This window comes from Streptomyces rectiverticillatus, assembly GCF_013394065.1.
Taxonomy (GTDB): Bacteria; Actinomycetota; Actinomycetes; order Streptomycetales; family Streptomycetaceae; genus Streptomyces; species Streptomyces rectiverticillatus.
On the sequence record NZ_CP040752.1, the window covers coordinates 643509 to 657115 of the forward strand.

A 13607-nucleotide genomic window follows, 5' to 3' on the forward strand; every position below is an offset into this window, starting at 1 on the left:
GGGGGGAGCGGCTCGGGTCACGTCGTGCCGAGCTCGTTGTCGATGAAGGCGAAGACGTCGTCGGCGGAGGCGTCCTCCAGCCGTCCGGCGACCGACGGGGCGTCAGCGCCGGCCAGCGTCCCGGTCAGCCCGCCCAGCATGGTCTGCAGGCGCGCGGTGATCCGTGCCTGTTCGAGGTCCTCGGCGCTCAGTTCGCGGAGCCGGGCCTCCAGCCGGTCCAGCTCGGCGAGGACGGAGTCGGCGGAGGCCGCCGCCCCGCCGAGCTCCCCGCCGAGGTGCGCGGCCAGGGCGGCGGGGGTCGCGTAGTCGAAGATCAGGGTGGCGGGGAGGGTCACTCCCGCGGCCGTGCTGATCCGGTTGCGCAGGTCGACGGAGGTGAGCGAGTCGAAGCCGAGGTCGCGGAAGGCCGTCGTCGGCTCGACCGCGCCGGCTCCCGAGTAGCCGAGGACCAGCGCGGCCTGGCCGCAGACGAGGTCCACCAGGGCGCGTTCGCGCTCGCCCGCGGTCATCGCGGCGAGCCGCCGGGCGAAGTCGTCGGGCACGGGGGCCTCGGCGACGGCCGGCTTCAGGTCCCGGACCTCGGGCAGGTCGGCCAGCAGCGGGCTGCTGCGCACGGAGGTGAACGCCGGTACGAACCGGGTCCAGTCCACGTCGGCCACGGTCAGCGTGGTCTCGTCGCCCTCCAGGGCGCGGCGCAGTGCGGTCAGGGCACGGGCGGGGTCCATGGCCGTGATGCCGAGGCCGCGCCCGGCGTCGCGCACGTGGTCGCTGTCGGCCATGCCCGCGCCGCCCCAGGGGCCCCAGGCCACCGAGGTGGCCGGGAGCCCGTGGGCGCGCCGGAATTCGGCGAGACCGTCGAGGAAGGCGTTGGCGGCCGCGTAGTTGGCCTGGCCGGCGCCGCCGACGGTGGCGGTGAGGGAGGAGAAGAGCACGAAGGCGGAGAGGTCCAGGCCGGCGGTCAGCTCGTGGAGGTGCCAGGCCGCGTCGGCCTTGGGGGCGAGCACGGCGCCGAAGCGCTCGGGGGTGAGGGCGTCGAGGACGCCGTCGTCCAGGACCCCGGCCAGGTGCATGACGGCGGTCAGCGGCGCTTCCGCGGGCACCGTGCGCAGGAGCGCGGCGAGGCTGTCGCGGTCGGTGACGTCACACGCGGCCAGGGTGACCTTGGTGCCCGTCGCGGCCAGCTCCTGCACCAGTTCGGCAGCGCCCGGGGCGCGTTCGCCGCGGCGGCTGGTGAGCAGCAGGTGCTCCGCGCCCTCGGCGGCGAGCCACTTGGCGACCTCGGCGCCGACGGCCCCGGTGGCGCCGGTCACCAGCACGGTGCCGGTGGGCCGCCACGGCGTTCCCGGGCGCACGGGGGCGTGCTCCAGGCGGCGGGCGTACGCCCCGGAGGCGCGGACGGCGATCTGGTCCTCGTCGCCGGCGCCGGTGAGCAGGGCCGCGAACCGTGCGACGACGTGCGGTTCGAGCGTCTTCGGCAGGTCGGCGAGGCCGCCCCACAGGTCGGGGTGCTCCAGAGCGGCCACGCGCCCGAGGCCCCAGACGGCCGCCTGCCGGAAGCCTTCGGGGCGCGCCTCGTGCGCGACGGCCTCCCGGGTGACGGTCCACAGTTTGGCGCCGGTCCCGGTGCCGGCGAGCGCTTGGACGAGGGCGGCGGTCGCACCGGCCGGGGCTGTGGGGGCGAGCAGGTTGAGCACCCCGTCCACGCCGGTGCGGCCGGTGAGCAGCGCGGTCAATCCTGCGCGGTCCTGCGCGGCGGCGGGCACCGGGAGGACGTCGAGGCCGAGGCCGGCGTCGGCGAGCGCGGCGAGCAGGGCGCCGGTCCAGGGGTCGCGGTCGCCGTCCTCGGGGACGACGGCGAGCCACTGCCCGGCGGTGGCCGGGGCCTGCGCGGCGGACAGCATGCGCCAGCCCGCGCGGTAACGCCAGCCGTCCACGGTGGCGTTGGCCTGCCGGTCGCCGTGCCACGCGGCGAGCGCGGGCACGAGGGCGGCGAGGGGGGAGGCGTCCTCGACGCCGAGGGTGGCGGCGAGCGCGGGCACGTCCCCGTCCCGTACGAGCTGCCAGAACCCGGCGTTCTCGTCGACGGGCCGGTCCGCGGTGACCGAGGGGGCGTTCTCCCAGTGGCGGTCGCGCAGGAAGGGGTACGTGGGCAGGCCGACGCGGCGGGCGCCCGCGAACAGCGCGGACCAGTCGGGGCTCAGCCCGCCGGTGTGCAGGCGGCACACCGCGTCGACGAGGGCCTCGGCCTCGCCCTGGTCGCGGCGCTGGGTGGCGACGACCTGGTCCGTGGCGTCCTGGGCCATGCCGGTGAGCACGGCGTCGGGGCCGACCTCCAGGAAGCGGGTGGCGCCCTCGGCTGCGAGGGTGCGCACGCCGTCGTCGAAGCGGACGGCGTCGCGCACGTGCCGGACCCAGTACTCGGGCGAGGTCAGTTCCGTGGCGAGCCGTCCGGTCACGTTGGAGACGACGGGCAGCCGGGGCTCGTGGAAGTCCAGTGCCTTGATCGCCTTGCGGAACGGCTCCAGCATGGCGTCCATGCGGTGCGAGTGGAACGCGTGCGAGACCCGCAGCCGGGTGGTCTTGCCGAACCGGCCCGCGACGGCCAGGACCGCGTCCTCGTCGCCGGAGACGACGACGGCGCGGGGCCCGTTGACGGCGGCGAGTGCGGCGCCCTCGGTGAGCAGCGGGGCGACGTCGGCCTCGGCGGCCCGGATGGCGACCATCGCGCCGCCGGGCGGGAGTTCCTGCATCAGGCAACCGCGCGCGGCGACCAGCGTGACGGCGTCCGGCAGGGACAGCACGCCGGCGACGTGCGCGGCGACGACCTCGCCGATGGAGTGCCCGCCGAGCAGGTCGGGGCGGATCCCCCACGACTCCAGCAGGCGGAAGAGCGCGACCTCGAAGGTGAAGAGGCCGGCCTGGGTGAACTGCGTCTGGTGCAGCAGCTGGGAGCCGGGGTCCAGGATGACGTCCTGCAGCGGCCGGTCGAGGTGCTTGCCGAACTCGGTGCACAGTTCGTCGAAGGCCTGCGCGAAGACGGGGAAGGCCGCGTGCAGCTCGCGGCCCATGCCGGGGCGCTGGGAGCCCTGGCCGGAGAAGAGGACGGCGAGGCGTCCCGGCCCCGCCGCCGTCACCGGCAGCTCCCGGCCGCCGGCCAGCGCGCGCAGGCCCTCCAGCAGCTCCTCGCGGTCGCGGCCGGTGACGGCTGCCCGGTGGGTGAACAGGGAGCGGGTCGTGGCCAGGGAGAAGCCGGTGTCGAACGGGTCGTTGCCGCCCTCGCCCCCGGCCCCGGCTGCGGCTTCGGCTTCGGCTTCGAGCAGCCGGCCGGCCTGGGCGCGGACCGCGTCGGCCGTGCGGGCGGAGAGCACCCACGGCACGACGGGCAGGGCGGCCCGCGGCCGGTCCTCCGGCTCGTCGGCGGCCGGGGCCTGTTCGAGGATGGTGTGGGCGTTGGTGCCGCTGATCCCGAACGAGGACACCCCGGCGCGGCGCGGCGCGCCCTCGGTCCGCCACTCGCGGGAGCGCGTCAGCAGCTCGACGTCGCCGGCCGACCAGTCGACGGCGGTGGTGGGGTTCTCGGCGTGCAGGGTCGGCGGCAGGACGCCGTGACGCATCGCCATGACCATCTTGATGATCGCCGCGACGCCGGCGGCGGCCTGGGGGTGGCCCATGTTGGACTTGATGGAGCCGAGCCACATGGGCCGGCCCTCCGGCCGGTCCTGCCCGTACGCCGCGATGACGGCCTGTGCCTCGATGGGGTCGCCGAGCGTGGTGCCGGTGCCGTGCGCCTCGACGACATCGACCTGCCGGGGGGCGAGCCGGGCGTCGGCGAGCGCCTGCTCGATCACGCGGATCTGGGCGGGGCCGCTGGGCGCGGTCATGCCGTTGGACGCGCCGTCCTGGTTGACGGCGCTGCCGCGCACCACGGCGAGGACCTCGTGCCCGTTGCGCAGCGCGTCCGAGAGCCGCTCGACGAGCAGGACGCCCGCGCCCTCGGCCCACGCGGCCCCGGCGGCGTCCGCGGAGAAGGACCGGCAGCGGCCGTCGGGCGACAGGGCGCGCCGCTCGCTGAACTCGATGAACATCTCGGGGCTCGCCATCACGGCGGCTCCGCCGGCGAGGGCGAGCGAGCACTCGCCCTTGCGCAGGGCCTGGACGGCCATGTGCAGGGCGACCAGCGACGAGGAGCAGGCGGTGTCCATGGTGACCGCGGGGCCTTCGAGGCCGAGAGTGTAGGCGATCCGCCCGGAGACGATGCTGCCGGATATGGTGCCGCCCACGTAGTCGTGGTGCATCAGGCCGACGAAGACGCCGGTGGGCGTGCCCTTCACGGAGGCCGGGTCGATCCCGGCCCGCTCGAAGGCCTCCCAGGAGGTCTCGAGCAGCAGCCGCTGCTGGGGGTCGGTGCCCGCCGCGTCCTTCGGGCTGATGCCGAAGAAGGCGGGGTCGGACTCGGCGGCGTCGTGCAGGAACCCGCCGTGGCGCACGTAGCTCTTGCCGGGGCGGCCGGGCTCGGGGTCGTAGAGGCTGTCGATGTCCCAGCCGCGGTCCACGGGGAAGCCGGACACCACGTCGATGCCGTCGGCGACGATCCGCCACAGGTCCTCGGGCGTCCGGACGCCTCCGGGGTAGCGGCAGCCCATGCCGATGATCGCGATCGGTTCGCGCTCCCGCTCCTCCAGCTCGCGCACGCGGCGTCGGGTCCGCTCCAGCTCGGTCGTCGCCCGCTTGAGGTAGTCGCGGAGCTTGTCGGCGGTGCCCGGCTCTTCCATCACTGGACTCCCAGTTCGTTGTCGATCCTCGCGAAAAGCTCTTCGTCGCTGGCGCCGCCGATGTCCTCGGGCGGCGCGGTGCCGGCCGGCCCGCCGTGTGTGTCGTGCCAGGTCCGCAGGAGGGCTTCGAGCCGCGCGGTGATGCGCGCGTGCGAGCCGTCCGCGTCGGGCAGTGCGGCCAGTGCGGCCTCCAGCCGGTCCACTTCGGCGACCATCGCCCGGGCGGCGTCGGCGGGCCCGGGGACGAGCCCGGCCTTGAGGTACGCGGCCAGGGCCTGCGGCGTCGGCTGGTCGAACGCGAGCGTGGCCGGCAGGGCCAGGCCGGTGGCGGCGCCCAGCAGGTTGCGCAGCTCGACGGCGGCGAGCGAGTCGAAGCCCATTTCCTGGAAGGCCCGCCCGGGGGCCGGCGCGTCCGCCGGGGCGTGTCCGAGCACAGCGGCGACGTGGGTCAGCACCAGCTCCGTCAGCAGCCGGTCCCGCTCCGGGTCCGGCAGGGGCGCCAGCCGTTCCCGCCAGGACGTCGCGCCCGCTGCGGCGCCCGCCGCGGCGGCCCGCCGCGGCGCGCCCCGGACGAGGCCGCGCAGCAGCGCGGGCACCCCGTCGGCGCGGGCCCGCACCGCGGCGGGGTCCAGCCTCGTCGGCACCACGAGCGCGTCCCCGGTGTCGAGGGCCGCGTCGAACAGTTCCAGGCCCTGGGCGGCGGACAGGGGCGGCAGGCCGGCCCGGTGCATGCGCTCCAGGTCGGAGGCCTCCATCTGCTCGGCGAGCCCGCCGGTTTCGGACCACAGGCCCCAGGCCATCGACACGGCGGGCAGCCCGGCGGCCCGGCGGTGGGCGGCGAGCGCGTCCAGGAAAGTGTTGGCGGCGGCGTAGTTGGCCTGGCCGCCGCCGACCAGGAGCCCGGCGGTCGAGGAGAACAGCACGAAGGCCGTGAGCTCCCGGTCCGCGGTGAGCTCGTGCAGGTTCCAGGCCGCGTCGACCTTCGGGCGCAGCACCCGCTCCACCTGATCGGGGCTCAGCGCGGCGAGCATGCCGTTGTCGACGACGCCGGCCGCGTGCACGACCCCGTGGATCTCGTGCCGGGCGAGGAGGGCGGCGAGCTGCTCGCGGTCGGCCGCGTCGCAGCGGGCCACGGTCACCTCGGCGCCCAGCTCCTCCAGTCCGGCGCGCAGCGCGGCCGTGCCGGGGGCGTCCTCGCCGCGCCGGCTCGTCAGCAGCAGCCGGCGGACGCCGTGGGCGGTGACGAGGTGGCGGGCCAGCAGGCTGCCGAGGCCGCCCGTGCCACCGGTGATCAGCACGGTGGACCCGGGCTCCCACTGCGGCCGGCCGCCCGGCTCGGCCCTGGTGAGCCGCGGCGCCTGCAACGCGCCGTCCCGTAGGGCCACTTCGGGCTCCCCGCACGTCAGGGCGGCGGCCAGACCGTCGCTCCCGTCGGTGTCGACCAGCAGGAACCGGCCGGGGTTCTCCGCCTCGGCGGCGCGCACCAGTCCGGCGAGCGGCGCGTGCGCGAGGTCGCCGGCCCGGGTCACCACCGCGAGGCGCGACCGGTCGAAGCGGCTGTCGGCGAGCCAGTCCTTCAGGACGGCCAGTACGGGGGCGAGCGTCCCGCGGACGGCCGAGGGCACGTCGTCGCCCGCCACGGAGGGGGCCACGGGCAGCACGACCACGTCCGGCACCGGTCCGTCGAGCGACGCGAGGCCGGGGTGGACAGGCGCCGCCAGTCCGAGGTCGTCCGTGCCGAGCACGGCCAGGACCGCGGCGGGCGGTCCTGCGGGGGCCGGCACGGGGACGCGGTCGACGCGGAACAGCGACTCCCCCGGCCCGCCCGCCAGTTGCCCGGGCGAGACCGGGCGGGCGACGAGCGTGCGCACGGTGGCGACCGGTGCACCGGTGCCGTCCGCGATCTCCAGCGACACGGCGTCCTCACCGGCCTTGCCGATGCGCATCCGCAGCTCGGGCGCCCCGGCGGCGTGCAGGGTCACGCCGCTCCAGCTGAAGGGGAGGACGGCCTGTCCCGGGCCGAGGCCGAGGAGGTTGGCGTGGAGGGCGGCGTCGAGCAGCGCGGGGTGCACGCCGTACGAGCCGACCGTCGCCCGTGCGCTCTCCGGCAGGGCGGCCTCGGCGAACAGGTCGTCGCCGCGCCGCCACACCGCGCGCAGGCCCTGGAAGACTTCGCCGTAGCCGTAGCCGGCCGCGCCCAGCGCCGGGTAGAGCTCGCCCAGCTCCACCTCTTCGGCGCCTTCCGGCGGCCAGGCTGCCAACTCCGCGGGCGGGGCCTCGCCGACGGTGGCCAGCACTCCGGTGGCGTTGGCGGTCCACGGCGCGTCGGGGGCGTCCGCGGGCCGGGAGTACACGGCCAGGGAGCGCCGGCCGCCGTCGTCCGGGCCGACGGCGACCTGCACCGCCACGGCGCCCCGCTCGGGCAGGACGAGCGGCGCCTGGAGGGTGAGCTCCTCCACCATGGCGCAGCCGGACTTGTCACCCGCCTGGACGGCGAGTTCGACGAGGGCGGTGCCGGGCAGCAGGACGGTGCCGTGCACGGCGTGGTGCGCGAGCCAGGGCTGCGCGGACAGCGAGAGGCGCCCGGTGAGGACGAGGCCGCCCGAGTCGGGCAGCTCCGTGACCGCACCCAGCAGGGGGTGGCCGGCCGGCAGCTGGCCGAGGCCGCTCGCGTCCCCGCCGTTGCCGGCCGAGTCCAGCCAGAAGCGGCTGCGGTCGAAGGCGTAGGTGGGGAGGCCGACGCGGCGTGCCCCGCGGCCGGCGAACAGTGCGGCCCAGTCGACCGGGACGCCGGCCGTGTGCAACCGGCCGAGGGCGGCGACGAATTCGCGCTCCTCCGCGCCGTCGCGCCGCATCGTCGCGACGGTCACCGGCTCGCCGGCCACGCAGTCCCGCGCCATCGCCGTCAGCACCGCGTCGGGGCCCAGCTCCAGGTACGTCCCCACGCCCAGGTCGTGCAGCGTGAGCATCGCCGAGGCGAACCGCACGGGCCGGCGGACGTGGTCCACCCAGTAGTCCGGGGAGCACAGTTCCTCCGCCGTGGCCGGGGCGCCGGTCAGCGTCGAGACGACCGGGATCCGCGGCGCGTCGTAGGTCTGCGCCTTGGCGACCTGGGCGAAGTCGGCCAGCACGGGCTCCATCAGCGGCGAGTGGAACGCGTGCGACACCTTGAGCCTGCTGCTCCTGGCGAACCGCGCGGCGATCTCCGCCACGTCGTCCTCGGCACCGGAGATCACCACGGACTCCGGGCCGTTGACGGCCGCGAGGCCGACCGTGCCGGAGAGCAGCGGCTGCACGTCGGCCTCGGTGGCGGCGATCGCCGCCATCGCGCCGCCGGGCGGCAGCTGCCGCATCAGGCCGCCGCGGGCGAGGACCATCGCGACGGCGCCCTCCAGGGACAGCACGCCGGACACGTGCGCGGCGGCCAGTTCGCCGACGGAGTGCCCCACGAGGAAGTCCGGGCGGACGCCCAGGGACTCCAGGAGCCGGTAGAGCGCCACCTCGACGGCGAAGATCGCGGCCTGCGCGTAGTCGGTGCGGCGCAGGGTCCCGGCATCCGTCGCGATCACCTCGGCCAGCGGCACCTCCAACTCCGCGTCCATGAGCGCGGCCACCTCGTCGAAGGCGGCGGCGAACACGGGGAAGGCCCGGTACAGCTCGCGGCCCATGCCGAGGCGCTGGGAGCCCTGCCCGGTGAAGAGGAACGCCAGTTTCCCGCCCGGGAGGGAGCCGTCGCTGCCGGGGCCGGCGGTGACCCGGGCCAGGCCGGCGAGCAGCTCCTCGGTGTCCCCGCCGACGACGACCGCGCGGTGTTCCCACCGGGAGCGGGTGACGGCCAGTGAGTAGCCGATGTCGGCGGGGTCGGCGCCGGGGCGGGCGGCGACCCACTCGCGCAGTCGGCGGCTCTGCCCTTCGAGGGCCTGCGGCGTCCGCGCGGAGAGGATCCAGGGGACGGCCGTGAGCCGCGGGGCGTTCGGAGGCGTCCCGTCCGGGGTCTCGGAAGGCGCCGCTCCATCCGGGGTCTCGGAGGGTGTGGTCTCGGAGGGTGTCGCTCCGTCCGGTGCGGGCGCGGCCGCATCCCCGGGAGCCTCTTCGAGCACCACGTGCGCGTTGGTCCCGCTGATGCCGAACGACGAGACGGCGGAGCGGCGGGGCCGCCCGGTCTGCGGCCAGGCGCGGTGCTCGGTGAGCAGCTCCACCGCCCCGGAGTCCCAGTCGACCTGCGGCGAGGGCTCGTCGACGTGCAGGGTCTTCGGCAGCGCGCCGTGGCGCATCGCCATGACCATCTTGATCACACCGGCGACGCCGGCGGCTGCCTGGGTGTGGCCGAGGTTCGACTTGACCGATCCGAGCCACAACGGCCGTCCGCCGGTCCGCTCCCGGCCGTACGTCGCCAGCAGGGCCTGGGCCTCGATGGGGTCGCCCAGCGTGGTGCCGGTGCCGTGGGCCTCGACCGTGTCGACGTCCGCCGGGGACAGGCCCGCGTTCGCCAGCGCCTGACGGATCACCCGTTGCTGGGAGGGGCCGTTCGGTGCCGTGAGCCGGCTGCTGGCGCCGTCCGAGTTGATCGCGCTGCCCTTGACGACGGCGAGGACGCGGTGGCCGCTGCGGCGTGCGTCGGAGAGCCGTTCCAGGAGCAGCATGCCGGCGCCCTCGCCCCAGCCGGTGCCGTCGGCGCCCGCGGCGAACGCCTTGCAGCGGCCGTCGGGGGCCAGGCCCCGCTGCCGGCTGAAGTCGACGAACGTCTCGGGCGTCGACATCACGGTGACGCCCCCGGCCAGGGCCAGGGTGCACTCGCCGGACTGCAGCGCCCGCACCGCCCAGTGCAGGGCGACCAGCGAGGACGAGCAGGCGGTGTCGACGGTGACGGCCGGCCCTTCGAGGCCGAACGTGTAGGCCACCCGGCCCGAGGCGATGCTGGCGGCGCTGCCGTTGGCGAGGTAGCCGTCGAGGTCCTCGGGAACGGACCGGATCCGGGTCGCGTAGTCGTTGTACATGACGCCGGCGAAGACTCCGGTGCGGCTGCCGCGCAGGGCCGACGGCACGATGCCGGCGTCCTCGAACGCCTCATGGCAGGTCTCCAGCAGCAGCCGCTGCTGGGGGTCGGTGGCCAGCGCCTCGCGCGGGCTGATCCCGAAGAAGGCGGGGTCGAACTCCGCGGCGTCGTGCAGGAATCCGCCCGTGCGGGCGTAGGTCCGGCCGGGGCGCCCGGGTTCGGGGTCGTACAGGGCGTCGGTGTCCCAGCCGCGGTCGGCGGGGAAAGCGGACACGGCGTCGGTGCCCGCGGCCACCAGGTCCCACAGTTCCCCGGGCGTGGTGACGCCTCCGGGGTAGCGGCACGCCATGCCCACGATCGCGACGGGTTCGTGTGCGCGTTGCTCGGACTCGCGCAGCCTGCGCCGCGTCTCGCGCAGATCCGACGTCGTCCGTCGGAGGTAGTCGAGCAGTCGGTCCTCGTTGTTCACCAGCGCAGCCGTCCGATCGGAATCGACAGAAGCCTTCGGAAAACGCGGGGCTCCCGGGCTCCTCGGTCCGCGCCCCCGCCAATCGGAGGCTAAGGAGCCGCGGACGGCCCGGCCAACCCCTATCCCCCCCAGCCCGGGCAGGGGGGTGGAGGGGCTCAGGGGGCCCGGCTCGCGCCTCCGGCGCGCGCCGGGCGGACTTTGCCTTCAGCGGGGCAACCGAGGGCGGTGGGACGACCTTCCATACTCTTGGAGGGCCGGAACTTGGAGGACCGGCCTACCGTTGACACCCATGTGACACGCTACGTAAGTTTCGTGTCCATATTTCGCTGATGTCCTAGAACAATAGGGTTCGCTGGACGCGTGATCCGTTGTGGTGACGAAACGTTTACGCAGGATCTATCGGTTTCGGCTAGACCATGCGGTGGACTGCATGGGGCCGGCACCTCGTGCACGGGGGCCGGTAAAGGGTTGCAGTTCCGCAGTGTTGTTCGGTGAACCCGGATTCTCGGAATACTGACCGCGGGGGCGATGTATGCATCTGTTCGACCGCCATAAAGAACTGGAAGCTTTGAGCGAGGCGTTCGCCGACTGCGTCGGCGGATCGGGACAGCTCGTGATCATCAGTGGAGGCCCGGGCTCGGGCAAGACCGAACTCCTGCACGAGTTCGCCGATACGGTGGCCGCGGCGGGGGCCCGGCTCCTGATCGCCACCGCTTCCGCCACCGAGCGGAACCAACCGCTGGGCACCGTGGGGGACCTGCTGCTCAGCGGCGAGGTCGCAGCGGACGTGCTGGACCGGATCACCCGCTGCCGCACCTCCGGCGAGAGCACTCCCCCGCCGTCCGGGCAGGAGCAGCACAAGTGCGTCGCGCGCGCCGTCCAGGACTTCTCCCGGGGCGTGGTGGAACTCGCCGGCGACCGGCCCGTGGTGATCGGCATCGACGACTGCCACCACATGGACGGCGCTTCGCTCCAGGCCGTCCTCGCGCTGCTGCAGCGCATCCGTACCAAGCGGGTCCTGGTGGTGTGCACCGGCTGGGAGCAGTACGGGCCGGCCCACCCGCTCGTCCGTACCGGGCTCCTCCGCCGGCCGCACCGCAGGGTCCCCCTCGCGCCGCTGTCCGAGGAGGGCGTGGGCCGCATGCTCGCCGCGCAGTCGGAGCGGCCGTTACCGCCCGGTGCCCGCTCCCGCTACCACCGCATGACCGCCGGCAACCCCATGCTGGTGCGTGCCCTCCTGGACGACACGACGCGCTTCGGCGCCGACGTCGGCGAGCCGGTCGCGAGCGTCGCCTACCGGCAGGCGGTGCTCGCCTGCCTGGCGCGCACCGAGCCCGGCCACGCGCGGATCGCCGCGGTGCTCGCCGCCCTCGGCGAGGCCGCCTCGGCCCGCAGCGCGGCGGCCGTGACGGGCCTGTCCCCGGACGAGGTGCAGCAAGTGGCCGAGCTGCTCTCCCAGACGGGGCTGCTCGACGGATACCGCTTCCGGCACGCGGTCGCGGCGAGCGCGGTGCTCAGCAGCCTCGCCGCGAGCGAGCGCTCGCACCTGCACGGCGCCGTCGCGCAACTGCGCTACGAGGTGGGCGACCCCCTCGCCGACGTGGCGCGCCACCTCCTGGCCGCCGGCCGGGCCCCCGAGCCCTGGGGGCCCGCGGTGCTGCGGCGGGCGGCCGAACAGGCCCTGGCCGCGGACGACGTGGAGGAGGCCGCGAGCTTCCTCGGGCTCGCCCTGCGCGAGTGCGAGGACCAGCGCGAACGCCAGGCGCTCTCCGCGACCCTGGCCCGGGCGGTGTGGCGGGTCAACCCCGCGGCCGCCGGGCCGCACCTCGCCCCGCTGTACGCCGCGGCCCGCAGCGGCACGCTGGACACCCGCGACACGGCCACCGTCCTGCGCCACATGCTGTGGCAGGGCGACACCGATCTCGCGGCGGAGACGATCAGCGCGTTAGGCGGCCTGCGCACGCGGACCGACGCCCGGCTGCTGGCCGAGATGGAGTTCGTCAGACAGTGGTTCTACGGCGTGCCGCGAGCCCTGCAGCGCGGTGACGCCGGCCGGACGAGTCCCCTCGAACCCACCATGGTGGACCACACCAGCAGCCTCTGGGCCAGCGTCGCCCTCATGGCCGGCGGCACCGTCACCGACGAATCCGTGACGCACGTGGCCGAGGCCCTGCAGGCCCACCAGCTCAGCGACCTGCGGCTCGAACTCACCACGATCTCCCTCATGGTCATCGCCCACGCGGACCGGCCCGCGACCGCGGCGGAGGTGTGCGATTCCCTCCTGGCCGAGGCCGGGCGGCGCGAGTCGACCACCTGGCAGGCCGTCCTCGGCGCCGTCCGGGCCGAAATCGCCCTGCTGCAGGGCGACGTGGAGACCGCCTCGGAGAAGGCCGTCGAATCCCTCGGCCTGCTGCACCCGCAGGGCTGGGGCGTGCTGGCCGGCCTGCCGCTGTCGACGGCCCTGTTCGCGTACACGGCCATGGGCCGGCACGAGGCCGCGGCGGACCTGCTCCAGCGCAAGGTGCCGGACAGCATGTTCCAGACGCTCTTCGGCGTGCAGTACCTGCGCGCCAGGGGCCATCACTACCTGGCCACCGGGCGGGCCTTCGCCGCGCTCAACGACTTCGAGACCTGCGGCCAGCTCATGCAGGACCGCAGCGCGGAGCTGCAGGCGGGAATCCCCTGGCGGACCGACCTCGCCCAGGCCAACCTGCGCATCGGCAAGCAGCGCGCCGCCAAGGACTGGGCGCAGAAGCAGCTCAGGCTGCGCGGGGGCTTCGGCTCCCGGTCGCGCGCCATCACCCTGCGCGTCCTGGCCGGGGCGAGCCAGCTGCGCCACCGCACCGCCCTCCTGCGCGAGTCGGTCGACCTGCTCCAGGCCTGCGGCGACCGGCTGGAACTCGCCCTCGCCTACGCCGAACTGTCCGCCGCCCACTACGAGCTGGGCGAGTTCGCCCGCGCCCGGCTCCTGGCGCAGCAGGCCGCCCAGGAGGCCGCGGTGTGCCGGATCGATTCGCCGGTCGGCAACCGCCTGGAGCGGGCCGAGCCGGAGGGCCCCGGCGCCGCACCGGCCCTCAGCGACGCGGAGTGCCGGGTCGCGGCGCTGGCCGCGCTCGGCTACACCAACCGCGAGATCAGCAGCCGCATCCACGTCACCATCAGCACGGTCGAGCAGCACCTCACGCGCGTCTACCGCAAGCTGAACGTCGCCAGCCGCACCGAGCTGCCGTCCAAGGTGATCGAGTACCGGATACCGACGCCGTCGGACCCGGCCCCCGCGGGCCGGTCGGCCGCCGTGCGCGGCACCGCCTGAGCGGACAGGGCGAACCTCGCCGCGGCGGGCGGGCCGGGAGTCCCGAGGGGTTCCCGG

General features: G+C 75.4%; 2 protein-coding genes and 1 pseudogene. 1 reads left to right on the forward strand and 2 read right to left on the reverse strand.

Annotated elements, in window-relative coordinates; translation table 11 throughout:
- Window positions 1–17 precede the first annotated feature (17 nt).
- The gene (locus FGW37_RS02560; protein ID WP_425506478.1) at window positions 18–4775 is read right to left on the reverse strand and encodes a type I polyketide synthase; all 4758 of its coding nucleotides are present in this window, start codon (window positions 4773–4775) and stop codon (window positions 18–20) included.
- Window positions 4772–10219 (reverse strand): annotated as a pseudogene (locus FGW37_RS02565) (type I polyketide synthase); the annotation flags it as partial. The pseudogene FGW37_RS02565 and the gene FGW37_RS02560, both read right to left, overlap by 4 nt.
- Window positions 10220–10769: 550 nt before the next feature.
- Between FGW37_RS02565 and FGW37_RS02570 the strand changes: the two are divergent.
- Window positions 10770–13550: a helix-turn-helix transcriptional regulator gene (locus tag FGW37_RS02570; RefSeq protein WP_179079551.1), complete on the forward strand. Its 2781-nt coding sequence runs from the start codon at window positions 10770–10772 to the stop codon at window positions 13548–13550.
- The last annotated feature ends 57 nt before the right edge of the window (window positions 13551–13607 follow it).

Excerpts from the sequence above, each read along its gene's own strand:
- FGW37_RS02570 (WP_179079551.1), top strand. The coding sequence starts at position 10,770 with ATGCATCTGTTCGACCGCCATAAAGAACTGGAAGCTTTGAGCGAGGCG.